This window comes from Streptomyces sp. NBC_01520, assembly GCF_045040375.1.
Taxonomy (GTDB): domain Bacteria; phylum Actinomycetota; class Actinomycetes; order Streptomycetales; family Streptomycetaceae; genus Streptomyces.
This window is the reverse complement of record NZ_CP109404.1, coordinates 705,234-731,409: the sequence shown is the minus strand read 5'-3', so window position 1 is coordinate 731,409 and position 26,176 is coordinate 705,234. Positions and strand designations below refer to the sequence as shown.

Genomic DNA, 26,176 nt, shown 5'->3' with positions numbered 1-26,176 from the left:
CGATGAGCCATGCGATGGAAGTCTTCCAACCACTCCAGGCCGACGATCCGACCGCGGTGGCGGGCTACCGGCTCGCCGCGCGGCTGGGCGCCGGCGGTATGGGCCGCGTGTATCTGTCGCACACGCAGGGCGGCCGTCCCGTGGCGATCAAGGTCGTGCGGCCGGAGCTGGCCGACGATCCGGACTTCCGCCGGCGGTTCGGCCGGGAGATCAAGGCGGCCCGGCGGGTCCGGGGGGCGTACACCGCCGAGCTGATCGACGCCGACGCGGACGGCGTACCACCGTGGCTGGCCACCCTGTACGTATCGGGGCCTTCGCTGACGGAAGCGGTGACCCGGCACGGGCCCTTGCCTGTGCCCGCGGTGCTGTGGCTGATGGCGGGGGTGGCCGAGGCGTTGCAGGCCATCCACGCCGAGGGCATCGTGCACCGGGACCTGAAGCCGTCGAACGTGCTGCTGGCCGCCGACGGCCCCCGGGTGATCGACTTCGGGATCGCGCTGGCCGTCGACGGGACCTCGTACACGGCTACGGGCGGCACGGTCGGCACGCCGCACTACATGGCTCCGGAGCAGGCGTCCGGAGGCGAGATCACGGCGGCGACCGACATCTTCGCGCTGGGGCAGACGGCGGCGTACGCGACGCTGGGCAGGCCGCTGTACGGCGACGGTTCGGCCGTCAACGTGCTGTACCGGATCGTGCACTCCGACCCGGACCTGTCCTTGTTGCCGCAGTCGCTGCGTCCGCTGTTCGCCCGCTGCCTGGCCGCCGAGCCGGCGGACCGGGCCACGCCGGCCGAGGTCGTGGAGTGGTGCAGACAGCGGCTGGGGGCTGACGCCGACGGTGGCGGGGGACCTGCGGTGTGGCAGGAGGTCATCGGACCGCAGGCGGTGGTCCCGGCGCCCGTACCCGAGGAGACACCGGCCTACCCGCAGCCGCCGGTACCCGAGTCGACACCGGCACGTTCGCAGCCGTCGGTGCCTGGAGCGACACCGACTGATCCGCCGCCGCGGCCCGCGCCGGTGTACCCGCAGGTGCGGTCCGGGTGGCCGCTGCCGCCGCCGGTGCAGCGGAAGGCCCGCAGCAGGCGGCGCACAGCGCTGATCGCAGCAGGGAGCGTGACGGGAGGCGTGCTGCTGGTGGTGGCACTGGCGTGGTCGCTCATGGACGCGAAGGAACGGCTCGACGACCGTGACACGGCAGGCGCCAGGACGTCCGCCACGGGACCGGCCGCACGGTCGTCGGCATCCGCACCGGGATCCTCGTCGGACTCCTCCTCCTCGGATGCTCCGGATTCATCGGCGGTCGGGGCCGGTGACGGCGCATCCGGGGATGCCGCGTCCTCGCCGGACGTACCCAAGGACCCGCGACCGGAGGGGTTCGTCCTGGTGCAGCTGGACGCGACGAACTCGCTGAGCCTCAAGAGTCCCGAGCCGGGGCTGAAGAACGGCAAGGGTGACGTCCGCTTCGGTTGCGAGTCGATCGGCTGCGAACTGAACAGCGACAGCACCGTGTTCATGCAGATATTCGGGGGTAACGGCACCACCCTCGACGAGTGCCGCCTCATGCTCGGAAGTGCCGCGGAACACACCTGGCCGCTGGCCGCGACGGCTGCCGGTACCGAGATCTGTATGAAGGACACCGAGGGAAACATCGGGCTGTACGTCGTCCAGACGAAGTCGACCGCCATACCGGAGCTCGCCTTCCTGCTGGGAGACCTGACCGTCTGGCGTGACGCGGCCTAAGGACTTGCGCACCGGCCGCGCCTCGGTGGAGACGCCGCGACCGGGTGCCCCGGGCGGGCGGCGCCGGCCGCGTGGTGACGAGCGCCGGGCCGGGGCCGGGCACCACCGTCGGCCGGCGCACGGTCAGGCGGCACCGTCGCCGTCCCGTACCCACGGCCGCAGCTTCTCCGGATTGCGGACCACCCAGATAGGGCACACCAGGTCCCCTCCTACGACGAGATGACCGCCAAGTCGAATGTCGTGTGCGAGTTCGACCAGGTGATGGAACCCGGCGTGGCCTACACGCCCGAGCAGCCCCTCTCCATCAAGGCACTGGGGCACGCGCTCGACGACGACCTGCGCGTGAGCGTCCGGGACACCGAACCGGGGCTGGACGAGGCTGCCACGCCACCGGTGGCCGGGACCGCACCTGCGGTGGAGCTGGTGGAGCAACCGGCCGGGGGCGAGGCCACCGGGAACGCCGTCGACGTGCCGGTCTCCTTCGTCAACACCGCCGACTACCGGGTGACGGGCGCCGACCTGAAGGGCCGCGTCGGCGACACGGTGACGCTGAAGGCGACGTTCACCAACGACGGGCCCGTCTGGACCCTGACCAGGGAGGGGGACTCGCTGCTCAAGGTCCTGATCACACCCCCCGCCGGAACGTCGGTCGTCAAGCCCCACGGGTTCTGCGAGGCCGAGGGCGAGGCGTACGTCTGCGGCACCAGCCAGAGGTGGGTCGAGGAGGGCGGGGGCGAGATGTACACCCTCCAGCTGAAGATCGACAAGCGGGTGGAGGGCGCCAAGGGTTCAGTGGCCCTGAGCAGCGACGCGCGGCCGTTCGACCCCGACAAGGCCAACGACAAGGCGGACATCACGCTGGACGTGACGGGCGGCGGCTCGGCCGGTTCGACGGGGGACTCGACAGACGGCACGGGCGGCGCCGCCGGGTCGGACGGCGGATCTTCGACGACCGACGGCAACCTGGCAGCCACCGGATCCTCGTCGGCGACGCCGTGGATCGCCGGCGTGGCTGCCGCAGTGGTCGTCGTAGGTGTGGGCAGCATCCTCGTCGTGCGCCGCCGCCGTGCCCAGGGCCAGGACTGACGTTCCCGGTTCCCGGTCGGTTCGCCATGCCGCCCGCCCGCCCGCCGGGTCGGGATCCGGTGTCCGCGTCCCGGTGTGCGGCTGGTCGGCCGGCCCTCCGTCAATCTGCGGGCCGGTGCGACCGGTTCGCTTCGCGCAGAGCCGCCCAGGCGTCCCTACGGGACCGACGTGCCCGAGCCTGTCAGGGTTGTTCCCGTCCGGGTCCGTGCATCGTCAGGTTGGCGCAACGCCGGTGCTGTGCAGGTGAGGGGCCGCTCGGACCGATGTCCGGGCGGACCCGGGTTGTCACCCCTTGGAGGGCGGTCTCCCGGATCAGCGGCTCCAACTCCCGCGGCACATAGGTGTCCAACGGTGTCGTCAGGGCACCGTCGATCACCCGCCGCGCCCGGTGCTCCGCCGCGACTCCTTGATCGCTGCTCGGGTTTCCGGCTTCACACCCCCCGCCGCTGATCAGCACCCCGAACTCTGTCCTGGCCTGGGTGAAGCGGATGCCTCCGCCGGACTCGGAGATCCCTGCCCGCTCGAAGATGGCCGTGGACCGGCTGATCGCCCGGCGCGAAGTCCACCTGCGGGAGAAGACGCTGTGGCGAATGCTGGACGAGACCGTCGCGCGGGCGGAGGGGATCCTCGGCGTCAACATCGAGGAGCTGGACCTTGCCGCTCGCAGGGCCCCGGTGAAGGCCAAGGGCTCGAAGCCGCGTACCCGCCGCCGCGGTGCCCCGCGCGAGGACTACGTCATGGAGCCCGTGTACGGGGACGCCGGCACCGCCCGCCTGTTGCCCCGGCTGATCAAGGGCCGCACGCGCGGGCCGGTGTTCGTCACCCACCGCGAGCCGGGTCCCAGCAAGGTCCTCGCGCCGCGTGACGTGTGCCCGGACACCCCGGGCTGGTCCGGCTGTCGTACGGCCAGGCCCGCGCCCTGCTCGACGCCCACACCGCAGTCGGCGGGGTGCCGGGCACAGGCTGGGACCTGCACGAATACCGCCATTCTGGTCTCACCCACCTCGGCGAGGCCGGGGCCGGCCTGCCCATGCTGATGGCGAAGTCCCGGCACACGAAGCCGGAGAACGTACGGTGCTACTTCCACCCCTCGGCGGAGGCGATCGCCGAGGTCACCAGCCTGCTCGCGCCCGGAGACAGCAGACGCTGAGGTCTTAGCCAAGGCTGAAGCGTACGACCGAAACTCGTCGACTTCACCTATGCGGCGGGATTCGTGGGCAAGAGCCGGGCGAGCCAGTCGGTGCGGGTTCGGCGGGCTGTGGCCGAGATGTGTGCCTGCGGGTACAGGGCGTCGAAACCGTGGAAGCCGCCTGCCCAGACGTGGAGTTCGGCCTGGCCGCCGGCCGCCCAGATGCGGGTGGCGTATTCGGTGTCCTCGTCGCGGAAGACTTCGGCGGAGCCGGTGTCGATGTAGGTGGTCGGCAGGCCCGCGAGGTCGTCGGCCAGGGCGGGTGAGACGTATGCGGGTACCTCGTCGTCGGTGAGGTCGCCGAGGAGGCAGCGCCATCCGAATCCGTTCATCTCGCGGGTCCAGACGCCGGGCCCGTTCGAGTACTGGAGGCTGGAGGTGGTGGTGTTGCGGTGGTCGAGCATGGGGCCGATCAGGACTTGGGCAGCGATCGTCGGGGTGCCGAGGTCGCGGGCCAGCAGGGTGACGCCGGCGGCGAGGCCGCCGCCCGCGCTGGCGCCTGCGACGATGATCCGGGCGGGGTCGATGCCCAGTTCGGCGGCGTGGTCGGCGATCCAGAGCAGTCCCTGGTAGCAGTCGTCGACCGGGACGGTTCCGGTGGACTCGGGCGCGAGCCGGTAGTCGACGGAGACCACGACGGCGCCGAACTCGTCGAGCCACTCCAGCGGGATGTCGATCTGTGAGAAGCGGTCGCCCATGACCATCCCGCCGCCGTGCATCCAGTAGACGCAGGGTGCGGCAGCGGTGCGATCGCTGTTCGCGGGGCTGAAGACGGACAAGGGGACCGGGGTGCCGTCCGGACTCGCAACGGTGACCTCGCGCCGGTCGATAGCGCGACCTTCGAGGAGAGGTTCGACGGGCATCGAGGAGAAGGGACGTACCTGCGCCAGCACTTCCGGGCTGAGCTGGGACATCAGCGGAATGTCGGCCAGGAGTTCATGCAGTTCGGGGTCGAGGGAGGGGCGTGCTGTGGTCATGGTCGTTGCCTCTCGTGGGTGGTGGCGGGACGGTCGGGCGAGGACGGGGGCCACCTCGGTGGGCACCGAGGCGGCAGAGGCAGGGGTGTGGGGGTGTTCGGCGGGTCAGAGGGCGGATTTGCCGCGGACCGGAACGTAGTCGGTGTACTCGGAGTCCTTGGCGAGCAGCGGGTCGATCTGCGCCACGATGGCCTGGGCGGTCTTGTCGGCGAAGACGCGGTGGTGGTCCTCCTCGCTGGTCCAGCCTTCGGCGACGTGGACGACGTCGGGGTCGGACGCGGAACGGGAGACGAGGTAGACGAGGCAGTATTCGCTCGTGCCGGGGCTGCCCTCGTTCAGTCCGGTCAGCAGCAGGTCGACGAGCTGGTCGCCCATACCGGGCCTGGCAGTCAGGGTGGCGCTGAAGCCGTAGTTGGCAATCATGGATTTCTTCTCTTCCTCTTCGGTGATGGAGTGCGGTGATTCCATTCAAGCGGGTTGACCTGCGGAAACGTTAGACCGATACTCGTTCGCACTTGCACGATCCTCGCGACTTCGGGAACCGCAGCGCGGAATGGTGCTGCAATGGACGCATGCACCTCGAAGAACTCCGCACCCTGCTGGCCCGCCATGCGCGGCCCGACTGGACCACCGCCGTCGACGGCGTCCTCATCTCGAAGGTCGACCGCCCTGATCCGCCGGCGCCTTCGATGTCCGGCACGCTCCTGGCGGTCATCGCGCAGGGCGCCAAACGCCTCGCCCTGGGTGAGAGGGTGTTCGAGTACGGGCCCGGGCAGTACCTGGTCGCATCCGTCGATCTGCCTGTCACAGGGCAGTTCACCCAGGCCGACCCCAAGCAGCCGGCGCTGGGGTTCGGTCTCGTCCTGGAACCGTCCGCCGTTGCCGAGCTGCTGCTTGAGGCCGGGCCCGGAGACGCCCCCCGGAGCAGCGGGGGCGCGCCGCCGGGGATCGCCGTCAGTGACGCTCCGGCCGCGCTGCTGGACGCGGTGGTCCGGCTGTTGCGCCTGCTCGACGAGCCACGCGACCGGGCCGTACTGGCCCCGCTGGTCAAGCGCGAGATCCTGTGGCGTCTGATCACCGGCGAGCAAGGTGCGACGGTTCGCCAGCTCGGCCTGGCCGACAGCAGCCTCAGCCACATCTCCCGGGCCGTGCGCTGGATCCGCGAGCACTACGCGCAGCCCTTCCGGGTCGAGGACGTAGCGCGGCAGTCCGGCATGGGCGTCTCCGCCTTCTACCGCAACTTCCAAGCGGTGACCGCGATGAGCCCCATCCAGTTCCAGAAGCAGATCCGGCTCCAGGAGGCCCGGCTGCTGCTCGCCACCCACCCCGGAGACGTCACCGGAGTGGGCCACCGCGTCGGCTACGACAACCCGTCGCAGTTCAGCCGGGAGTACCGCCGCCAGTTCGGCGCGCCCCCCAGCCAGGACGCCGCCCGCCTGCGTCAGGCCGTGCGTGCGCCGGCAGGTCTCCTGCCCTGAGCTGGGTGGGCTTTACTGGAGGATCGCGCAAGGAGTAGCGAGGATAGTTCTACTATCTCCGCAGGTCAGAACGATTCAATGGGATCACCGGTTCTCCCGTGGAGCAGGAAAATGCCTGTCCACCCGTATGGATCCCACCACATCGTGAAGGGGCACAACATGAAGACAGTTCTGATCACTGGTACCTCATCCGGGTACGGGCGGGAGACCGCCCTCTACTTCCACTCGCAGGGATGGAACGTCATCGCCACGATGCGGACGCCGCGTACGGATGTCCTGCCCGAGTCCGACCGGCTCCGTGTCGTCGAGCTCGACGTGACCAGGCCTGACACCATCGCTGCCGCGTTGGAGACTGCGGGGCCCGTCGACGTCCTGGTCAACAACGCGGGCGTCCCGTCGATCGGCGCGTTCGAGGGCACCCCCATGGCCCGGGTACGGGAAGTCTTCGAAACCAACACGTTCGGTGTGATGGCGGTGACACAAGCGGTGCTGCCCCAGTTCCGTGAGCGCGGCTCCGGGGTGGTGGTCAACGTGACCTCCAGCGTGGTGCTGGGCCACATGCCGCTCACAGCCGTCTACAAGGCGAGCAAGATGGCCGTCGAAGGGTTCACCGCATCCCTCGCGCTCGAACTCGCGCCTTTCGGCGTCCAGGCGAAGACGGTCCAGCCGGGCGCCTGCCTGACGACGAACTTCGCGGCCAACGCGGCCAAGGCGGCGAACGGGGCGCCGCTGGACGAACTGATTTTGGCGCCCTACGCGCCATGGGCGCAGAAGGCCATGGGCGACTTCACGGCGCAGGACCTGTTCACCAAGGAGAGCGACGTCGCCGAGACAGTGTGGCGAGCCGTGCACGACACGACCGGCCAGCTGCGCTTCCCCGCCGGCCCCGACGCGGTCTCGCTCTCCCAGGCGAAGTGATCAGCCAGCAGGCAAGGTCACGCCGCACTGATACCAGGAGCCGGCCCCGCGCCCACGCACCGGGTCGGCTCGCTGTCGGGCGCTCACCCCGATGAGCGGGAACCTGGCCAACGACGAGAAGCCGGACCGGTTCGCCCTGGGCCACGGTCACCGCCGGGACGCCGTCCACGACCGGCCCCCCTGCCGACAGAAGGCGTACCAGGCACGCCGGGCCGCCGAGCGGATCCGCGAAGCCGTAACAGCTCCGGCCGGTGTGACGGCCCCCGTACCCCTCTCCGGGGCCTGGCCAGCGCAGACGCCTAGGCCAAGATGGTGGCGACCACGACGAGCCATCGTTTGACGTCACTCGTCGTCGGTGGCGTCCATGTCACGTAGCGGGCGCATCCCGCCGGGCAGCTCGGGCAGCTTGAACGAGTACCGGCCGAGCATGTTGATGTGCTGCCGCACGAACGGGGAAAGGCGGGCGACGTCCTCGTCACGCACGTCGAACCCGTCCGTGCGCAGCTGGTTCACAGCGGCGTCCATGTACCGGGTGTTGAAGAGGAGGACGGCGTTCAGGACCAGGCCCAGCGCGCCGATCTGGTCCTCCATGCCGTCCTGGTAGTGCTGGTAGAGCTGCCCGGAACGGCCCTGGAAGATCTTCCGGGCGAGGGAGTGGCGGGCCCTCCTGGAGGTTGGCCTGCGCCTTGATCTGGCGGCGGTAGCCGGGCTCGTCGGCCAGGCGCAGGATGTGCAGGCTCTTGGCGATCCGCCCGTAGTGCGCGATCGCGTCTCCCAGCGGGGTCGGCCGCCCGTCCCGCGACAGCATCCGGATCACGTCCTACGCGCGCACGGCGCCGGTGTGGATGGAGCCGATGATGCGCAGGATGTCCTCCCACTGGCGTTCGATCCGAGTGAGGTCGACCCGGCCGCGGGCCGCTTCCTGGAAGGCGCTGTAGTCGGCGGTGCGGTCGATGTGCCACATCTTCTGGTCCGGCAGGTCTGCAAGCTGCGGCGCGTACGCGAACCCGGCCAGGGTGAGGAGCCCGAAGACGATGTCGGAGTACGAGGCGGTGTCCGTGACGATCGTCTCCGGGCGCTTGCCGCCGTCCCGGTCGTAGAGGACATCGAGCACGTACAGGGAGTCGCGCGGGGTGCCGGCCACCGCCTTCCCGCCGAGCCCCGCCGTCTGGTCGTTGATCATGTTCAGCCACGTCGCGCCGCCCCGGCGCCCGAAGTACTTCGGGTTCGGCCGGGCGTAAACGGAGGGGACGGGGACGACGAACCGCATGCCGTCCACGGAGGCGACCAGCCCGCCGCCCCACACCTGCGCGAGGCCGATGGACGCCTGGTGCTCGATGAGTGTGGCGTTCGCGGCCCGGTAGGTGGCCAGCCGCAGACACGTCTGGTCGACGTGGGACAACCTGCCGTACTTCAGCTCGTCGATCCCGCCGATGACCGGCGTGTAGCCGACGTTGCAGCCGTGCGCGACCAGCAGCGCGGCGACCGTCACGTGCAGGTCCTTCAGCCTGGCCTCGCCGCCGGTGATCGAGGTGAACGCCTGGTCGGCGCCGGTCCACGAGAACACCTCCAGCAGGACTCCGGCAGGTCGACGCGGGGCATCATCGCCTCCACCGCCTTCTGCAGGTCGAGCAGGGAGGCGGGTTCGGGCTCCGGCTCCAGGGCGGCGAAATGGAGGCGGCCGTCGTCGTCGAACACGATTTGGGAGGCCGCCGGCACCCGCCCGGCGACCTCCCGGTACGTGCCGTCCAGCAGCGCGGCCCGCGCCGCCAGGTGCTCACCCGCCTTGCCGGGCAGGTTCAAAGAGGCCAGCACGGTCGGGCGGACTTGCTCCCACGCCTCGCCGTCCAGCAGCTTCGCCCGCGGGTCGCCCCACTTCGAGGAGTTCTTGGCGAACACCTCCCGCCGGCGCGGCAGCCGGAAGGATTCCAGCACGGGAACACGTACGCCTTCCAGTCCACCGTGCCCGCCTCCAGGTGCGGCGCCGCCACGAGCCGACCAGCAGCGACGTGTCGATCTCGTCGGGTCCGACCTTCTTGCGCCCCATCAGGTCGGGCAGCGACTTCAGTGCCTTTAGGACCGTCAGGCCCTCCGGGGCCGCGCCGAAGTCGACGACCTGGACCAAGAGCGCCAGGAACGGCCGTACGGTAGGGAACCGGGTGACCAGCATGGTGCGCCAGGCCGCGTCCGAGTCGATCGGCGGCGCCAGCTCGAACAGCGCGGCGATCGCGGCGGCCAGCTCCTCGCGCGGCACCACCTCCTCGATCCGCTCCCACATCGCCGTCAGCGTCGCCACCTCCGGCGGACCAATCTCCCCGGACTCGGTGTCGACCTGCTCACTCGTGGTGTCGAACACGACCCGGAACGCGGTCGCCAGCCTGATCCCGGCCCGCTCCATCCTCGGCAGCGTCTTCAGCTTCTGCTCTGCCGTCTCCCGCTCCGCCCGCGCGAGCAGCTTCGTCGCGATCAGCACCTCCGGCAGATCCAGCGCGTCGTCGACCGCCCTGCTCGTCAGGTAAACCGCCGTGGCCAGCAGCGTCGCCAGCCTGCGCGAGTCGCCGTGGCGTCGCAGCAGCGACGCCTTGCCGTCCACGCCGTATCGCGACTACTGATCCGCCCCGACCCGTCTCACCCCGAACCACCGACGCACCGACGCCGCACCGGCCCGGTGCGGCGCTCGGGCGCACACAGCACACAGCACACAGCACACAGCACACAGCACACAGCACACAGCACACAGGACGGTGCGCCGGTGCGGTTGATGCTCCGATGCGGGCCAACTTGACGAAATGGGGCAACAGGCGGTGTGGTGATCGTGCGGAGAGCGGATGCACGGGGGGTTGACGACGGATCGCCGGAAGCCGTCCGGGCTGAGCTGTGGGCACCCCGGTCGGCCGGGGATTAGGTTGACGGGAAATCTCCGGGCTGCCGGATTCGTGATGGGGGCGAGCATGACCATGCAAAAGGGAACCAATGTCGCGGTGCCGGCGCAGACCGTGCGGGTCGAACTGGGCTGGCGTGCCTCACCCGGGACACCGGACGTGGATGCCTCGGCGCTCCTTCTCGTATCGGGAAAGGTGCGCAGCGACGCGGACTTCGTCTTCTACAACCAGCCGGCCCACGCATCCGGCGCCGTACGCCACGAGGGCAAGCGGACCGCGGGGGAGAGCGTCACGGACACCCTCACCGTCGACTTCGCCCGCATGGAGCCCGTGATCGACCGTGTGGTCGTCGCCGCCTCCGCGGACGGTGGCAGCTTCGGGCGGGTCACCGGCCTGAACGTACGGCTCGTGGACCCGGCGAACGGCTCCGAGATCGCCCGCTTCGAGAGCACGGACGCGACGGTCGAGACCGCGTTCATCCTCGGGGAGCTCTACCTGCGCCAGGGCGCCTGGAAGTTCAGGGCCGTGGGCCAGGGGTACGGCACCGGGCTGGCGGGTCTCGCGACGGACTTCGGTATCTCCGTCGACGAACCGCAGCAGCCGCAGGCGCCCCAGCAGGCCCCCGCGCCTCAGCAGGCTCCTCCGGCCCGTCCCGCCCCGAGCGCCTTCGTCACGCCCCAGGCAGTCCCCGTCCTCCCGCCCGCGCCTCCTGTCGCACCCCCCGCCGCGCAGCCCGTGCGGCTCACCAAGGTCACCCTGACGAAGGAGACCCCCTCCGTCTCGCTGGCGAAACAGGGCGGCACCTCCGGAGCCCTGCGCGTCAATCTCAACTGGGAAGTGCGCAAGCAGTTCAAGGGCTGGGGCGCGAAGCTCGGCAGGGCCGTCGCCATGCACGCCGACCTCGATCTCGACCTCTGCGCCCTGTACGAACTCACCGACGGAAGCAAGGGCGTCGTCCAGTCCCTCGGCAACGCCTTCGGCTCCCTCGACCGGCCGCCGTACGTCCTCCTCGACGGGGACGACCGCACCGGCGCGCTCTCCACCGGTGAGAACCTGACCGTCAACCTCGACCACAAGGGCCGGCTGCGCCGCGTCCTGATCTTCGTCACCATCTACGAAGGTGCCCGCAGCTTCGCCGATCTGCACGCCACCGTGACCCTCCAGCCGCAGAACGGTGCGGCGATCGACTTCTCCCTCGACGAGTGCACCGTGCCCTCCACCGTGTGCGCGCTCGCGCTCATCACCAACGACGGGGGCGACCTCACCGTGCAGCGCGAGGCCCGCTACCTCGTCCCCCAGCGCGGGGTCAGTCCCCAGCGGACCATCGACGCCGCCTACGGCTGGGGGATGAACTGGACCCCCGGCCGCAAATGACCCCCCGGGCGGATCCAGGCAGGGCTCAGGGCTCCGGTGCGGCTTCGGGACGGGCGTACGTACGCCCCTTCCAGGCCGCACCGCGGCCCCGGTAGTGCTGCACCGCGGAGTCCACCGTCATCAGGAGGTAGAGGACCGCGGTGAACGGCAGCAGCGGGGCCAGCCACAGCGACTGCCGGTAGTACCCCAGCATCGGCATGTACGTGCCCGCCATCACCGCCCACGCCGCCCCGCCCGCCCAGGCCGCCACCGCGTCACCCGTCAGCAGGCCGGCGGCGAGCGTGACGGGTGGTGCCACATAGACCAGGCCCAGCCCCAGGACCGTACCCATCAGCAGCGACGGACTGTGCCGCAACTGCGCGTACGCACTCCGCGAGACCATCCGCCACAGATCCGCGAGCCGCGGGTACGGGCGCACACTGTCCACCCGCTCCGCGAGCCCCAGCCAGATCCGGCCGCCGCCGCGCCGTACCGCACGCGCCATGGACACGTCGTCGATCACCGCCTGCCGGATGGACTCCGGGATCCGGGCCCGCTCGGCCGCTCCGGTCCGCAGCAGCACGCAGCCGCCCGCCGCGGCCGCCGTACGCGACCCCGCCCGGTTCACCCGGCGGAAGGGGTAGAGCTGCCCGAAGAAGTAGACGAAGGCCGGTACGACCAGCCGCTCCCAGGTGCTCGTCACCCGCAGTCGGGCCATCTGCGAGACCAGGTCGAAACCGTCCGCACCCTCCTCGCCCGCCGCCGCGACCAGCTCCCGCAGGCTGTCCGGCTCATGCGCGATGTCGGCGTCCGTCAGCAGCAGGAACTCGGGCTTCCGCTGCCGGGCCAGCGCGATCCCGTGCCGCAGCGCCCAGAGCTTGCCCGTCCAGCCGGGCTCCGGCTCACCCGGAGACACCACCGTCAACGGCAGCCCACCGAGCCGTACGGACAGTCCACGCGCCAGATCGCCGGTGCCGTCGGTGCTGCAGTCGTCGACGAGGAAGACCTCCGCGTCCCCGGGGTAGTCCTGGGCGAGCAGCGACGGCAGGGTCGCCGGCAGGACCTCGGCCTCGTCCCTCGCCGGTACGACCACGGCCACCGAAGGCCAGCGCACCGGCTCCGCACGCCGGGGAAGCCGCTGGTCGGTCCGCCAGAAGAATCCCTGGCCCAGCAGCAGCCACACCCACACGACCAGCGAACCCACGGCGATCCAGGCAACGGCACTCATCCGCCGAAGTCTGCCCCACTTCGGCGGGGCCGCAAGGGGTGTCGACTATGGTGACCGGGTGAAGATCGCACTCATGGACTCGGGAATCGGCCTGCTCGCGGCAGCGGCCGCGGTACGCCGGCTGCGGCCTGACGCCGATCTGGTGCTCTCGTCCGACCCCGCCTCGATGCCCTGGGGCCCCCGCACGCCCGAGGACGTCACCGCCCGGGCGCTCGCCGTGGCACGTGCCGCCGCGGCCCAGCGGCCCGACGCCCTGATCGTCGCCTGCAACACCGCGTCCGTCCACGCCCTGCCCGCCCTGCGGGCCGCGCTGGAACCGGACCTGCCCGTCATCGGCACGGTGCCCGCGATCAAGCCGGCCGCCCAGGGCGGCGCCCCCTTCGCCATCTGGGCCACCCCCGCCACCACCGGAAGCCCCTACCAGCGCGGGCTGATCCATGAATTCGCCCGGTCCGCAGACGTGACGGAAGTACCCTGCCCAGGGCTCGCCGACGCCGTGGAGAACGCCGACGAGGCCGCGATCGACCGTGCGGTGGCCGCGGCCGCCGCCCTCACCCCGCCCGATGTCGAACACGTCGTCCTGGGCTGCACCCACTACGAGCTGCTCGCCGAACGCATCCGCGCCGCGGTACAGCGGCCGGGCCACCCGCAGGTCGTCCTGCACGGCTCCGCCGACGCCGTCGCCGCACAGGCACTCCGCCGCGTCGGTGCCGCAGCCGCTCCGTCGGCCGAACCCGTCGGCACCCTCACCGTCCTCCTCGGCGGACACACCGCCGCCCTCCCGGAACCCGCTCTGGCCTACGCCGAGGGCCTGCTCCTCAAGGCCGTCAGCCCCGCACTCTGACCTGCCGCGGCCCGCCCGAGGTGGTTCCGGTCACCTCCTCGGGGCGCGGAACGTGGGTACGCTGCTTGGCATGACGGACCACCCCGGTAACGCGCGGCACGGTTCGAGCCAGGCCCCGAGCACGGTCTGGACGGGCCGGGCCACCAATCGCTTCCAGTGGCTGCTCGCGGCCGCCGGAGCGGGATGCATGGCCCTCGGCATCGAGCTCGCCGTCGATTCCGCCTGGAGCGCGGGAATCGCCCCGCTCCTCATGTCCGTCATCGGCTGCGTCGCCGCCGGACTGCTCATCCTGTTCGGGACCCTCGCCTTCGTCCACGTGGCCGTCAAGGTCGACGGGGACGCCCTCGAGGTGCGCTGCGGCCACATCGGACTGCCCCGGCGCCGGATCCTGCTCACCCATGTGGTCGGGGCGGACTTCGCGCCCAAGGTCACCCCGCGCCAGTGGGGCGGCTGGGGCTATCGCTGGCGGCCCGAACAGGGCACCGCCGTGGTCGTGCGCCGGGGCGAGGCACTGGTGCTGAGACTGGGCGACGGCAGGACCTTCACCGTCACCGTGGACGACGCGGAAGCGGCCGTACGCTTCATCCGTGACCGCCTGCACCTGAAGGCCGGCGGGAAGCCGGGAGGTCCGGCGGGGGCCTGAACGGCCGGAGGGACTGCCGTTCCCACAGCCCGCCACCGTAGACTCCGCCAGGTGAGCGCCACCATCACCACCGTCGAACCCCCGTCCCCGGCCCCCGCGCCCCGCAGCAGGAAGCTGTGGCCGCGGCTCGTCCGGCCGGCCGCAGCCCTCCTGTCCGGTGCGCTGCTCTACGTGAGCTTCCCGCCCAGGCCCCTGTGGTGGCTCGTACTGCCGGGCTTCGCACTGCTGGGCTGGGTCCTGTCCGCCCGCAGGCTGCGTGCCGCGTTCGGCCTCGGACTGCTCGCCGGCCTCGGCTTCATGCTCCCGCTGCTGAACTGGACGGGGGAGGAGGTCGGCCCGGTCCCGTGGCTCGCGCTCGCCTTCGCCGAAGCCCTGTTCATCGCTGTGGGCTGCGTCGGGATCTCCGCCGTCTCCCGGCTCGCCTACTGGCCCGTCTGGGCCGCTGCCGTCTGGGTGCTGGACGAGGCGGTCCGGGCCCGGGTGCCGTTCGGCGGCTTCCCCTGGGGCAAGATCGCCTTCGGCCAGGCCGACAGCATGTTCCTGCCGCTCGCCGCGCTGGGCGGCACCCCGCTGCTCTCCTTCGCCGTGGTGCTCTGCGGGTTCGGCCTCCTGGAAGCCGCACGGCAGGTCCGCAGGTACCGCACCACCGGCACCGTCCCACGCGCCGCCGTGGTGGCGGCAGCCGTCACCGTCGCCGTGCCCGTCGTGGCCGCACTCGCGGCGCTGCCGCTCGTCGACGACTCGGCCGAGGACGGCACCGCCACCGTCGCCGCGGTCCAGGGCAACGTGCCCCGTCTGGGACTCGACTTCAACTCCCAGCGCCGGGCCGTCCTGGACAACCACGCCGACCGTACGGAGCAGCTCGCCCGGGATGTGAAGGCGGGCAAGGTGGCCCAGCCCGACTTCGTCCTGTGGCCGGAGAACTCCTCCGACCTCGACCCGTACCGCAACGCCGACGCCCGTGAGGCGATCGACCGGGCCGTGCGGGCGATCGGCGTACCCACCGTCATCGGTGCCGTCCTGACACCCGACACCGGAGCGCTCCGCAACACACTGATCGAGTGGGACCCCGACGACGGCCCCGTCGGCACGTACGACAAGCGGCACATCCAGCCGTTCGGCGAGTACATGCCTATGCGGTCCTTCGTGCGGATCTTCAGCAAGGACGTCGACCGGGTGCAGCGGGACTTCGGGTCCGGCACCGAGGTCGGTGTGTTCGACCTGGCGGGCACCAAGGTGGGCCTCGTGACCTGCTACGAGGCCGCGTTCGACGACGCCGTGCGGGACACCGTGAAGAACGGCGGCCAGCTGATCGCCGTACCGAGCAACAACGCGACCTTCGGGCGCAGCGAGATGACCTACCAGCAGCTGGCGATGTCGCAGGTGCGGGCCGTCGAGCACGGCCGGTCCGTCGTCGTGCCCGTCACCAGCGGTGTCAGCGCAGTGATCCGGCCGGACGGCACGATCGTGCAGAAGACCGGGATGTTCACTGCCGACGCCCTGGTCGACGAGGTACCGCTGCGCTCCTCCCTGACCCCGGCGACCCGGCTGGGGACTCTGCCCGAGGGCGTCCTCACGCTGCTCGCGGTGGCCGGCCTCGGCTGGGTCACGGTCCGGTCCGTGCGGGCGAGGAAGGACCGCCGGAACGAGCCGGAGAGCGTCCCGTCGGCCACGTAGGATCGCCGTATGGCTACTCCCGACTTCATCCGCGAGATCCGTGCCACCGCCGGTCATCAGCTGCTTCTGCTGCCGGGCGTCAGCGCGATCGTCTTCGACGACGAGGGAAGAGTGCTTCTCGGCAGGCGGTCCGACACAGGTGAGTGGTCGGTCGTCGGCGGCATTTCCGAGCCCGGCGAGGAGCCGGCGGCGACAGCCGTGCGCGAGGTGTACGAGGAGACGGCCGTGCACTGCGTGGCTGAGCGGGTGGTCCTCACGAAGGCGCTGGCACCGGTGACGTATGCCAACGGGGACGTGTCCCAGTACCTCGACATCACGTTCCGCTGCCGGGCCACCGGCGGCGAGGCACGGGTGAACGACGACGAGTCGCTCGAGGTGGGCTGGTTCGCCCTCGACTCGCTGCCGCCGCTGAGCGAGTTCTCACTGTTCCGGATCAAGCAGTCCGTCGCGGACGAACCCACCTGGTTCGAGCCCGCCGGAGCCTGACGACACAGAGGCCTTCTCCCGCCCGGGTGGCGGGAGAAGGCCTCTACGTGGTCCTGTGCGGTCCGCGGCCGGTTCAGGCCTTGCGTGCCTCGGCGGGCAGCTCGTCCTGCGCGCCGACGGAATCAGTGCGGGGTGTCTCTCCCGCGTCTCCCGGGTCTCCCGCTTCGATGTCCGAGAGGTCCCGGTTCCGGGTCTCCTTGGCGCAGAGGATCGCCACCACCGTGATCAGTGCCGCGGCTATGACGTACAGCGAGATCGGCGTCGAGGTGCCGAAGTCGGCCAGCAGTGCGGTTGCGATGAGCGGCGCCGGGGCACCTGCGGCGACCGAGGAGAACTGGGCGCCGATCGACGCGCCCGAGTAGCGCATCCGCGTCGCGAACATCTCGGAGAAGAACGCCGCCTGCGGTGCGTACATGGCGCCGTGGAAGATCAGCCCGACGGTGACGGCGAGCAGGAGACTTCCGAAGCTCTGGTTGTCGATGAGGGCGAAGAACGGGAACATCCACAGCCCCACCCCGATCGCACCGACCAGATACACGGGCCTGCGCCCCACCCGGTCCGACAGCGCGCCCCACAGCGGGATCACGGCGAAGTGCACGGCGGACGCGACGAGTACGGCGTTGAGCGCCGTCTGTTTGCTGAGATCGGCGGCGGTGGTCGCGTACACGAGGATGAACGCGGTGATGACGTAGTAGCTGATGTTCTCGGCCATGCGCGCGCCCATGGCGATGAGCACATCGCGCCAGTGGTGCCGAAGAACGGCGACGAGCGGCATCTTCTCGGCGGGTGCGGAGGCGGACTTGCGCAGCTCGGCCTGGGCCAGGGCGGCCTTGAACACAGGAGATTCATCGACAGAGAGACGAATCCACAGTCCAAGGATCACGAGAACACCCGAGAGCAGGAAGGGAATCCTCCAGCCCCATGCCTCGAAGGAGGATTCGGACATCAGCGCCGTGAGAGCGGAGAGCACCCCGGTCGCGAGCAACTGCCCGGCCGGCGCCCCCGTCTGAGGCCACGACGCCCAGAATCCACGGCGTTTCGCATCACCGTGCTCCGACACCAGCAGCACGGCCCCGCCCCATTCGCCACCGAGGGCGAAGCCCTGCACCAGCCGCAGGACGGTGAGCAGGACGGGAGCGGCGGATCCGATGGTGGCGTGCGTCGGCAGGAGCCCGATGGCGAAGGTCGCACCACCCATCATCAACAGGCTCAGCACCAGCAGCTTCTTGCGCCCCAGCCGGTCTCCGTAGTGTCCGAACACCAGCGCACCCAGGGGGCGTGCGGCGAATCCGACCGCGTACGTGAGGAAGGACAGCAGCGTGCCGACGAGCGGGTCGGAGTCGGGGAAGAACAGCTTGTTGAAGACCAGCGCGGCAGCCGATCCGTAGAGAAAGAAGTCGTACCACTCCACGGTGGTCCCGACGAGGCTCGCGGCGACGATGCGGCGGAGGTTCGAGGGGGGTGGGGGAGCGGTTGCTGGGGCGGCCATGAATACCACTTCCGGACGGTCGGCGGGGACGTTTCTGTGTCGCCATACCGTAGGAAGGGGCAGGTCAGGGGCGTATGTGGCGGGACACCATAGTTCGGGCAGGCAGTGTGCGGGCGGGCGCTACGGGGAGGCGCTGCGGCCCTGGTTCCGCCTTGTGGGGGTAGGTGGGAGAGGGCTGTCCGAGTTGCGCTGTTCGGCCGTGCGGGCCGGAGTGCTGCCCCTGCTGAGGGCCGAAGACATGAAGGTGTCCGAGTTGCGGCCTGTGCCCGGGGTACGGGCCACCGCTGTGCTCGCCCGGGCTCTGACCACGGTCCTGGAGCCTGGGCTCGGCGAGGTCGAACGCCTCGCCAGGGCCGAGGAACTGGCAGTGCTCCTGGAGACCGGCGACGACGTGCCAGCCGAGCTCCCAAGCCTTCCTTGCCGTCCTCAACGATCTGCTCGCCAGCGACGACACACGGGCGTAGAAGTGAGGCCAGCTTTCCACGGGCTGAACCCCACCGATCCTGCAGGTGGGGTTCACCGAGGCCGTGAGGCGGACTCTTACGAGGCGACCCCTCCGAGAGGGCGGTAGTGGCCACAGCGAGACGCATCCGGGCGGTACGGAACGGGATGGGGCATGGCTTCTCCGGGGCCGTGGGCCGGATCTGCCGGAGATCAGTAGCCGTTGCCGGTGTTGTTCGTGGGCGTGGTGGTGATTTTTTTGCCCTTGGGGTTGATGAGGTACCACTTGGCGCCGAAGGCGTCGACGGCCTGCCCGTTGGTGTCGCCGGCTTTCTGGTCCTCGTCGAACCGGTACAGCGGGTGGCCGTTGTAGGTGACCTGCTTCTTCCCGTCGCTACGGGTCGTCGTCTTCAGCAGTTTCGACTTGACCCCGCTGCCTGCGGTCGGCGCCTTCGTGTCGAGCAGCGGCGGCCATGCCTTGGCGCAGGCGCCGGTGCATGTGGACCTGTTCTTGGTGTCCTTGTCGAACACGTAGAGCGTCCGGTCTTTGTCGTCCACGAGTGACTTGCCGTACGTACCGTCCTTGACGGAGACGGTCGCGGCGGGGGATCTGGACGGTGCGGCGGGCGCATCGACCTGACGGCCGCTGTTCTGGACGCCCGTGTCCGTACCACTGGCGCTGCCACCGGCGGCCCCGTTGTCGGAACATCCGGCTGCCGCAGTTACCGTCAGCAGTGCGGAGGCCAGCACTGCAGCTGTCCTGGTGCGGTATCTCATCAGGAACCCCTCGATCACAGGCCACCCGAGCGGGGCCTCCAGCCCCAGTGGACAGCGGGCATCTGGGGTCGGCCACCTGGGCGAGGCCGACCGGTGCTGTCGTCCTCGACACGAGGCCGACAGTCCTCTTGGAGCTGCCAGGTCCAATGAGTCGCTCGCACCGTGCGGCAGACCTGCGGAGCGGCGACCGCAACTGACAGAGGCGCTGCGCAGCGGTCAGATCGCCCTCATCGACCCTCGCACGCCGCAGGTTGACGTCGTCACGGAGTCCACCGGCCGGAGTGACGCCGCTGGTTCTCGTGCGCCTTGATGCTGGCGGAGTGCTGTGTCGACGCGTTCTGGCTGGTGGGGCGGCATACGCTCGCGCTGTGCTCAATGTGACGGGGATGCTCAAACGGCTGGTGATCGGCCGGGCCATGCGCAGCGAGGAGCTGGGCGGGACGCTGCTTCCCAAGCGCATCGCCCTTCCGGTCTTTGCGTCCGACCCGTTGTCCTCGGTGGCCTACGCGACGCAGGAGATCCTGCTGGTCCTGACGCTGGGCGGTCTGGCCTACCTGCACTTCACACCGTGGATCGCGGCGGCGGTCGTGGCGCTGATGACCGTGGTGGTTCTCTCCTACCGTCAGGTTGTGCGCGCCTATCCGAGCGGTGGCGGTTCGTACGAGGTGGCCTCGACGAACATCAGTCCATCCGCGGGTCTGGTGGTGGCTGCCTCACTGCTCGTCGACTACGTCATGACCGTGGCTGTCTCGGTCGCGTCCGGCGTGGACAACATCATCTCGGCGATGCCTTCGCTGGTGGACTACCGGGTGCTGATGGCGCTTGCGTTTGTCGCGGTCCTGACCGCGATGAACCTGCGGGGGGTACGGGAATCCGGCCGGCTGTTCGCCGCACCGACGTATCTGTTCACCGGCGGCGTGCTGATCATGGTGGGGACGGGGCTGTTCCGCTACCTGATCGGTGACGCTCCGGTGGCCGAGAGCGCCGCGTACGGTGTGGCGCCGGTGCCTGGCGATGCGAACCTGGCGGGTCTGGCCATGGTGATGCTGGTATTGCGCGCGTTCTCCAGCGGCTGTACGGCGCTGACCGGTGTGGAGGCGATCTCCAACGGCGTGCCGGCCTTCCGTAAGCCGAAATCCCGTAACGCGGCGACCACCATGGCCCTGATGGGACTCATCGCCGTCACCATGTTCGCCGGCGTTACGACCCTCGCCATCGTCGCCAAGGTCCACATCACCGACGATGCCTGCCGCCTGACGGGTCTGGCCGGCGACTGCGGCTCCTACACGCAGCGCACCGTCATCGCCCAGATCGCGGCGTCCGTCTTCGGGGGCGAGAACAGCGTCGGCTTCTACTTCATCCAGGCCGCCACCGCCCTGGTACTGATCCTCGCCGCCAACACCGCGTTCAACGGCTTCCCGCTGCTCGCATCGATCCTCGCCCAGGACCGCTACCTGCCACGCCAGCTCCACAACCGCGGTGACCGGCTCGCCTTCTCCAACGGCATCCTGGCCCTGGCGATCGTGGCCGGCCTGCTCCTGTGGGCGTACCAGGCAGAGGTCACCAGTCTCATCCATCTCTACATCCTGGGAGTGTTCACCTCCTTCACCCTCTCCCAGACGGGGATGATCCGGCACTGGAACCGGGAGCTGCGCACCGAGACCGTAGCGGCCGTCCGCCGGCGCCACAGGACGGCCCGGATCATCAACGCCACCGGGGCGCTCGTCACCGGTCTCGTCCTGGTCGTCGTGCTGGCCACCAAGTTCACCCAGGGCGCCTGGCTCGCGGTACTCGCCGCCGGCGTCCTCTGGCTGCTGATGCGCGGTGTGCGCCGCCACTACGACACCACGGCCGACGAACTGGCGGTGACCGGTCTGCACGGCGAAATGTCCCCGCCCTCCCGGGTGCTCGCGATCGTGCTCGTGTCCACCCTGCACAAGCCGACCCTGCGGGCACTCGCCTTCGCCCACGCCTTCAGGCCGGACCACCTGGAGGCACTCACCGTCGCCGTGGACCGCCGTCAGGCCACCGAACTCCAACAGCAATGGGAGGACTTCGGAATCCAGGTACCGCTCAAGGTCCTCGACTCCCCGTACCGCGAGATCACCAAGTCGGCCGTGGAGTACGTCCGATCGGTCCGGCGCGAAAGCCCGCGCGATGTGGTCGCGGTGTTCATCCCCGAGTACGTGGTCGGACACTGGTGGGAAGCCCCGCTCCATAACCAATCGGCGTTGTGGCTCAAGAACCGCCTGCTGTTCACTCCCGGCGTCATGGTGATCAGCGTCCCCTGGCAACTGGCCTCCTCCGCTCACGCCAACCGATCCACCCCACGCGCCCCGGGCTCCGTCCGCCGCGGAGAACCCACCCACAAAAGCGAGCCAGACAGCGCACACCGATAGCTGACCGACTGCCGAGCCCGGGGTGCGCGCCTCGAACCCGTCCGCGCCATCCCCGCAACTACTGGCCTTCCTCGGCCTCGCCGCCGCCCTCTGCTGCTACAAACGACTCCGCCGGCTCACCACATAGGACACGGCCTTGGCTTTAGTCACCGGCTGCGCGGACAACCCGCCCGTCGTTCCGCTCACCAAAAACTGCGCCTCGGCGTGACTACGGTGGTGCCTCACAGGACGGAGCAACGCTCCAGTTCATCGGGTGCCACCTCACTCGCCTCCCGGTATCGGCTCGCGTGTTCGGTTGTCCGGTGGTGGAGGGCCCGGCAACGTCCATGACCGCAGGTTCACGGGCCGTCGTCGTCGGACCACGTCATGGCGTTGGCGGATGCTGCTCCCGCACCGCCTGAAGCTTGCACACGGCGCGGGAGGTCGCGCACGAGGCGACGACGATCCGGTGTCCCCGACGGCCTGGAAAGTTGCGGGAAGGGCCGTGCGGGCCCTCGCCGGGACCGACCGGCCACCCTCGGACCATGACCGCCTTCGCCCGCTCCGCTCTGTGGTCGGAGTGTCCGTCGCGAGAGCTGGTGCTCGGGATCTCCGCAACACAGGGGCGCTTGTTGTGAGGGCCTTGGTGGTCCCGGACAGGTGCCGACCGGCCCAAGCGTGAGAGGGCTCACGGTTGCGAGCCTGGTGCCAGGCGATTCGAACACAGCGGAGAGGGACGACGTCATGAAGGCACTGGTTTTCCAAGGCGAGGGGCGAAAGGCCTGGCAGGACGTTCCTGACCCGGGCGTCGAAGACCCGGCAGACGCGGTGATCCGCGTCGACGCAGTCACCATCTGCGGCACGGATCTGCACATCCTGAAGGGGGACGTTCCCGAGGTGAGCCCTGGCACCGTCCTCGGGCACGAGGCTGTGGGGGAAGTGGTGGAGACGGGGGGTGACGTACGGAGCGTGCGACCGGGTGACCGAGTGCTGATCTCCTGCATCACCGCGTGTGGCCGCTGCCGCTTCTGCCGCGAGAACCGCTTCGGGCAATGCCGGGGAGGAGGCGGCTGGATCCTGGGACACCTGATCAACGGGACGCAGGCCGAGTACGTGCGCGTCCCCTACGCGGATATGTCCGTCCACCCTCTACGCAATTCGGTGAGCAGCGAAGACGCGGTCCTGCTGGCGGATATTTTCCCGACCGCGTACGAAGTCGGTGTGCTGAGCGGGCAGGTGGGGCCGGGGGACACAGTGGTCGTCATCGGGGCCGGGCCAATCGGACTCGCCACCGTGGCCACAGCCCGCCTGTACACCCCGCGCCGTGTGATCGCCGTCGACACCGCGCCGTCCCGCCTGGAGGCGGCGCGGGCCGTGGGCGCGGACGTCACCGTCGGTGCGGACGAAGATTCCGAGGCGCTGGTGGGTGACCTCACCGGCGGCCTGGGCGCGGACGTCGTCGTCGAAGCGGTCGGAGTCCCCGAGACGTTCGAGCAGTGCACGCGCATGGTGCGGCCGGGTGGCCGGGTCGCGAACGTAGGAGTCCACGGGAAACCGGCGACGCTCCACCTGGAGAGCCTCTGGTCGAAGGACGTGACCATCACGACCGGCCTGGTGGATACCTACTCCACACCGCTGCTGCTGGAAATGACGGCAGCCGGGCGCCTCCCTGCGGCTCCCGCACTGGTCACGCACCGCTTCACGCCCTCGCAGATGGAAGAGGCGTACGACGTCTTCTCCAGGGCTGCGGACACCGGCGCGCTGAAGGTGGTGGTCGGTGCGCCTTCACACGACGCGGTATCGCTGCCCGCCTGACCTGGAGGCTTCGGCAGTGGTGCGGATCAGCGCTCTGCCTGCTGGTTGTCGTGTACGTGAGTCGCGATGACCGCGGCCTGCACCCGGCGCTCGACTCCCAGTTTCGCCAGCACGCGGGAGATGTGGTTCTTGACCGTCTTCTCGGACAGGTAGAGCTTCTTGCTGATCTGCCGGTTGGTGAGGCCTTCGCCGATGAGATCGAGGACAGCCTTTTCGCGGTCGGACAGCACGGACAGCCGTTCGTCCTCGGTGTGGGGCTGGGTGGGGGCACGCAGTGAGCGCATGAGCTGCGCCGTGGTAGCCGGGTCCAGCATCGACTGCCCGCTCGCCACCGTGCGTACCGCCGCTACGAGATCGACTCCCTTGATCTCCTTGAGCACATAGCCCGCGGCGCCCGCCATGATGGAGTCGAGCAGGGCTTCCTCCTCGTCGAACGAGGTCAGCATGAGGCAGGCGAGATGGGGCATGCTGGAGCGCAGTTCTCTGCAGACCGTGATGCCGTCGCCGTCCGGCAGCCTGACGTCGAGCACGGCGACATCGGGCCGCAGCGCCGGCCCGCGGGCGATGGCCTGCTGGGCGGTTGCCGCCTCGCCGACCACGGTGAGATCCGGCTCGGATTCCAGTAGGTCACGCAGGCCGCAGCGCACGACCTCGTGGTCGTCCAGCACGAAAACTCGGATCGGTTCCTTCGTGGGCGTACTGGCCGGTATGTCATTCATTGCGGCTCCTGGTACTCATCACGACACACCAGGCGCACTGGGTGCGACCGGGCAGAGCCAGTATCCCTCCGCGAAGCCCGTCCGGCTCGGAGCGGGGATCCGCAGGCCGTAGCCGGCCCGGTCCGGGCGGGCGCGCGGCCTGTCGCTGCGGAACATACCGTGGAACAGGAGACTCTTCCCGTATCCGCACAGGAGGCTGCCTGTCGTGAGCGAGGGCGATCCGGATTCCGGGCTGAAACCAGACGAGCTGCTGAGTCGGCTCCAGGCCCGGCTCGATGCCGCCCGTGGCTCCCAGGATCGCATCCATAGCCTCCTGGAGGCGGTTCTTTCGGTCGGCCGCGACCTCGAACTGGCGCAGGTGCTGCGCCGCATAGTCGAGGCAGCCACCGTCCTGGTGGATGCCGAATACGGTGCTCTCGGTGTGATCGGTGAGGATGACAGGCTCTCGGAGTTCATACCGGTGGGCATCAGCGACGAGCAGTGGGCCGCGATCGGCGCGCTGCCGGTCGGCCACGGCCTGCTCGGTGAGGTGATCCGTCACCCGGAACCACTCCGACTCGCAGAACCGTCCGAGCATCCGGCGTCGTACGGCTTCCCGCCGCATCATCCGCAGATGCATTCCTTCCTGGGCGTTCCGATCCGGGTCCGGGGGTACGTCTTCGGTAACCTCTATCTCACCCAGAAGCGCCGTGCCGCGCAGTTCGACGCAGAGGACGAGTCGGTGTTGCTGACCTTGTCCGTCGCCGCGAGCATCGCCATCGAGAACTCACGACTCTACGAGGAGTCGCGCCGCCGTGAACGCTGGCTGGCCGCGGGCTCGGAAGTCACGAACAGTCTGCTGTCCGGCTGCCCCCGTGCCGAGGTCATGGCCCTGATCCTCGAGCGTGCCCGTGCGAACGTCTTCGCGGACCTCGGGGTGATCGCCGTACCCGTCGAAGGATCAGGGAAGCTTCGGATCGCCCTGGCCACCGGGGAGGAGGGGGAGCGGCTTCACGGGGCGTTCGTGCCCATGCGGGGCGGCTACCTCGGTACCGCTTTCACGTGTGCAGGAGCGTGCGAGAGCCCCGACATCGAGAACGATCCGCGCAGCCGGGAGGACCTGGCACGATGGGCCGGCTTCGGGCCGGCCGTGGCGGTGCCCATCGGATCCGGCGACGTGGTACGTGGCGTACTCCTCCTGACCCGGAGGAAGGGAGAGGACGTCTTCTCCCGCACGGAGTCGGAGCCCTTGACGGCGTTCGCCCGCCAGGCTTCGCTGGCCATGGAACTGGCTGAACGGCGAAAGGACGCCGAACGGACAGCCTTGCTGGAGGACCGGGACCGCATAGCGCGTGACCTGCACGACCTGGCCATCCAACGGCTGTTTGCCACCGGCATGACATTGCAGAGTGCGCAACGGTTCGTGACCCATCCGCAGGGTGAGCAGCGGATCCGCAGGGCGGTCGACGATCTGGACGCGACAATCAAGATCATTCGTTCGACCATCTTCGGTCTCCGCACCCACGAGACAGTCGGCGAGGCCCCACCGGGGCTGCGCAGCCGAATCGCAAGGGCGATCGAAGCGTCCACGACGCTGCTGGGCTTCCCGCCCGCCCTGCGCATCGAGGGGCTTGTGGAAACCCGCGTCCCGATGACTCTTGCCGATCATGTGGAGGCAGTGCTGGTCGAGTCGCTGAGCAACGCCGCGCGGTACGCACGAGCGCGGTCGGTCGACGTGTACCTGCGTGTTACTCCCGAGCGCCTCACGCTCACGGTCACTGACGACGGCGTAGGTATCCCGGGGGGTGCCAGGTTCAGCGGGCTGGACAACTTGGACGAACGTGCCCAGGGGGCCCGCGGAACCCTGGAGATCAGTACACCGGCGGACGGTGGCACCAGAGTGACCTGGTCAGCACCCCTGGCGCGGGAAAAGACCGTCGACCGGTCCGGGCCGTGACCGTGGGGGATCCCCACGGTGAAGGCACCTCAGGGTCCTCCCGCCGCCCAGGACCAGGTGGCTGTCTATCGGCGGGAAGTGCAAGCGCTTCGGTACGTGTCGAGCCCGCCGGTCGCAG

General features: G+C 69.8%; 18 protein-coding genes and 2 pseudogenes. 13 read left to right on the top strand and 7 right to left on the bottom strand.

All coding sequences use genetic code 11. The annotated features are described in order from the left end of the window. Positions 1-2 precede the first annotated feature (2 nt). The 3 genes and pseudogenes from OG524_RS03240 to OG524_RS03230 form a co-directional block, all read left to right on the top strand. The gene (locus OG524_RS03240; RefSeq protein WP_405392493.1) at positions 3-1,742 is read left to right on the top strand and encodes a serine/threonine-protein kinase; all 1,740 of its coding nucleotides are present in this window, start codon (positions 3-5) and stop codon (positions 1,740-1,742) included. Between the two features lie 219 nt (positions 1,743-1,961). Continuing rightward, positions 1,962-2,828 carry an LAETG motif-containing sortase-dependent surface protein gene (locus OG524_RS03235; RefSeq protein WP_405808966.1) on the top strand — a complete coding sequence of 289 codons (867 nt, stop codon included), beginning with the start codon at positions 1,962-1,964 and terminating at the stop codon, positions 2,826-2,828. Between the two features lie 464 nt (positions 2,829-3,292). After that, positions 3,293-3,978 (top strand): annotated as a pseudogene (locus OG524_RS03230) (site-specific integrase); the annotation flags it as partial. A 47-nt stretch (positions 3,979-4,025) separates the two neighbouring features. Here the strand turns inward: OG524_RS03230 and OG524_RS03225 are convergent. Together OG524_RS03225 and OG524_RS03220 are read right to left on the bottom strand one after the other, a co-directional pair. After that, on the bottom strand, positions 4,026-4,994 hold the full coding sequence (locus OG524_RS03225; protein WP_405808964.1) for an alpha/beta hydrolase: 969 nt from the start codon (positions 4,992-4,994) through the stop codon (positions 4,026-4,028). A gap of 105 nt (positions 4,995-5,099) precedes the next feature. Continuing rightward, positions 5,100-5,417, bottom strand: a complete 318-nt coding sequence (locus OG524_RS03220; RefSeq protein ID WP_405808962.1) for a putative quinol monooxygenase — start codon at positions 5,415-5,417, stop codon at positions 5,100-5,102. Positions 5,418-5,566: 149 nt separating this feature from the next. Between OG524_RS03220 and OG524_RS03215 the strand changes: the two genes are divergently transcribed. Both OG524_RS03215 and OG524_RS03210 read left to right on the top strand, forming a co-directional pair. Next, positions 5,567-6,472, top strand: coding sequence for an AraC family transcriptional regulator N-terminal domain-containing protein (locus tag OG524_RS03215; protein WP_405392497.1), 906 nt, complete (start codon positions 5,567-5,569; stop codon positions 6,470-6,472). 159 nt (positions 6,473-6,631) lie between these two features. Further along, a complete protein-coding gene (locus OG524_RS03210) occupies positions 6,632-7,390 on the top strand; it encodes an SDR family oxidoreductase (RefSeq protein ID WP_405808961.1) in 759 nt (252 codons plus the stop codon). A gap of 342 nt (positions 7,391-7,732) precedes the next feature. Here the strand turns inward: OG524_RS03210 and OG524_RS03205 are convergent. Then, a pseudogene (locus OG524_RS03205) lies at positions 7,733-9,995 on the bottom strand (Tn3 family transposase); the annotation flags it as partial. Positions 9,996-10,329: 334 nt separating this feature from the next. On the opposite strand from OG524_RS03205, the gene OG524_RS03200 reads away from it, so the two are divergent. Next, entirely contained in the window at positions 10,330-11,646 is a 1,317-nt protein-coding gene (locus OG524_RS03200) for a TerD family protein (protein WP_405812417.1), read from the top strand. Positions 11,647-11,671: 25 nt separating this feature from the next. On the opposite strand, the gene OG524_RS03195 is transcribed toward OG524_RS03200, so the two are convergent. Next, on the bottom strand, positions 11,672-12,853 hold the full coding sequence (locus tag OG524_RS03195; protein ID WP_405392500.1) for a glycosyltransferase: 1,182 nt from the start codon (positions 12,851-12,853) through the stop codon (positions 11,672-11,674). Positions 12,854-12,911: 58 nt separating this feature from the next. Here OG524_RS03195 and OG524_RS03190 point away from each other — a divergent pair, with 58 nt between their 5' ends. From OG524_RS03190 to OG524_RS03175, 4 genes are all read left to right on the top strand, one after another. Then, positions 12,912-13,697 (top strand): glutamate racemase, encoded by a 786-nt coding sequence (locus OG524_RS03190; protein WP_405392501.1) that lies wholly within the window; start codon positions 12,912-12,914, stop codon positions 13,695-13,697. 70 nt (positions 13,698-13,767) lie between these two features. Further along, positions 13,768-14,340: a hypothetical protein gene (locus OG524_RS03185; RefSeq protein ID WP_405392502.1), complete on the top strand. Its 573-nt coding sequence runs from the start codon at positions 13,768-13,770 to the stop codon at positions 14,338-14,340. 51 nt (positions 14,341-14,391) lie between these two features. Then, positions 14,392-16,017: an apolipoprotein N-acyltransferase gene (gene lnt, locus OG524_RS03180; protein ID WP_405392503.1), complete on the top strand. Its 1,626-nt coding sequence runs from the start codon at positions 14,392-14,394 to the stop codon at positions 16,015-16,017. Positions 16,018-16,026: 9 nt separating this feature from the next. Next, the gene (locus tag OG524_RS03175; protein ID WP_405392504.1) at positions 16,027-16,503 is read left to right on the top strand and encodes an NUDIX hydrolase; all 477 of its coding nucleotides are present in this window, start codon (positions 16,027-16,029) and stop codon (positions 16,501-16,503) included. A gap of 73 nt (positions 16,504-16,576) precedes the next feature. Here OG524_RS03175 and OG524_RS03170 read toward each other — a convergent pair whose 3' ends face one another. Both OG524_RS03170 and OG524_RS03165 read right to left on the bottom strand, forming a co-directional pair. Further along, complete coding sequence (locus OG524_RS03170) at positions 16,577-17,992, bottom strand: MFS transporter (RefSeq protein ID WP_405808958.1); 1,416 nt, start codon at positions 17,990-17,992, stop codon at positions 16,577-16,579. Between the two features lie 654 nt (positions 17,993-18,646). Further along, positions 18,647-19,210 carry a hypothetical protein gene (locus tag OG524_RS03165; RefSeq protein ID WP_405808956.1) on the bottom strand — a complete coding sequence of 188 codons (564 nt, stop codon included), beginning with the start codon at positions 19,208-19,210 and terminating at the stop codon, positions 18,647-18,649. Between the two features lie 386 nt (positions 19,211-19,596). On the opposite strand from OG524_RS03165, the gene OG524_RS03160 reads away from it, so the two are divergent. Then, positions 19,597-21,609, top strand: a complete 2,013-nt coding sequence (locus OG524_RS03160; protein WP_405812416.1) for an APC family permease — start codon at positions 19,597-19,599, stop codon at positions 21,607-21,609. A gap of 723 nt (positions 21,610-22,332) precedes the next feature. Further along, a complete protein-coding gene (locus OG524_RS03155) occupies positions 22,333-23,403 on the top strand; it encodes an alcohol dehydrogenase catalytic domain-containing protein (protein ID WP_405808954.1) in 1,071 nt (356 codons plus the stop codon). Positions 23,404-23,429: 26 nt separating this feature from the next. Here OG524_RS03155 and OG524_RS03150 read toward each other — a convergent pair whose 3' ends face one another. After that, positions 23,430-24,122 (bottom strand): response regulator, encoded by a 693-nt coding sequence (locus OG524_RS03150; RefSeq protein ID WP_405392508.1) that lies wholly within the window; start codon positions 24,120-24,122, stop codon positions 23,430-23,432. A 205-nt stretch (positions 24,123-24,327) separates the two neighbouring features. Between OG524_RS03150 and OG524_RS03145 the strand changes: the two genes are divergently transcribed. Next, the gene (locus OG524_RS03145; RefSeq protein ID WP_405392509.1) at positions 24,328-26,058 is read left to right on the top strand and encodes a GAF domain-containing protein; all 1,731 of its coding nucleotides are present in this window, start codon (positions 24,328-24,330) and stop codon (positions 26,056-26,058) included. Positions 26,059-26,176: the final 118 nt, after the last annotated feature.

Coding starts and splice junctions, on each gene's coding strand:
- OG524_RS03240 (WP_405392493.1), top strand. CDS start 3: ATGAGCCATGCGATGGAAGTCTTCCAACCACTCCAGGCCGACGATCCG.
- OG524_RS03235 (WP_405808966.1), top strand. CDS start 1,962: ATGACCGCCAAGTCGAATGTCGTGTGCGAGTTCGACCAGGTGATGGAA.
- OG524_RS03225 (WP_405808964.1), bottom strand. CDS start 4,994: ATGACCACAGCACGCCCCTCCCTCGACCCCGAACTGCATGAACTCCTG.
- OG524_RS03220 (WP_405808962.1), bottom strand. CDS start 5,417: ATGATTGCCAACTACGGCTTCAGCGCCACCCTGACTGCCAGGCCCGGT.
- OG524_RS03215 (WP_405392497.1), top strand. CDS start 5,567: ATGCACCTCGAAGAACTCCGCACCCTGCTGGCCCGCCATGCGCGGCCC.
- OG524_RS03210 (WP_405808961.1), top strand. CDS start 6,632: ATGAAGACAGTTCTGATCACTGGTACCTCATCCGGGTACGGGCGGGAG.
- OG524_RS03200 (WP_405812417.1), top strand. CDS start 10,330: ATGGGGGCGAGCATGACCATGCAAAAGGGAACCAATGTCGCGGTGCCG.
- OG524_RS03195 (WP_405392500.1), bottom strand. CDS start 12,853: ATGAGTGCCGTTGCCTGGATCGCCGTGGGTTCGCTGGTCGTGTGGGTG.
- OG524_RS03185 (WP_405392502.1), top strand. CDS start 13,768: ATGACGGACCACCCCGGTAACGCGCGGCACGGTTCGAGCCAGGCCCCG.
- OG524_RS03175 (WP_405392504.1), top strand. CDS start 16,027: ATGGCTACTCCCGACTTCATCCGCGAGATCCGTGCCACCGCCGGTCAT.
- OG524_RS03170 (WP_405808958.1), bottom strand. CDS start 17,992: ATGGCCGCCCCAGCAACCGCTCCCCCACCCCCCTCGAACCTCCGCCGC.
- OG524_RS03165 (WP_405808956.1), bottom strand. CDS start 19,210: ATGAGATACCGCACCAGGACAGCTGCAGTGCTGGCCTCCGCACTGCTG.
- OG524_RS03160 (WP_405812416.1), top strand. CDS start 19,597: ATGCTCAAACGGCTGGTGATCGGCCGGGCCATGCGCAGCGAGGAGCTG.
- OG524_RS03155 (WP_405808954.1), top strand. CDS start 22,333: ATGAAGGCACTGGTTTTCCAAGGCGAGGGGCGAAAGGCCTGGCAGGAC.
- OG524_RS03150 (WP_405392508.1), bottom strand. CDS start 24,122: ATGAATGACATACCGGCCAGTACGCCCACGAAGGAACCGATCCGAGTT.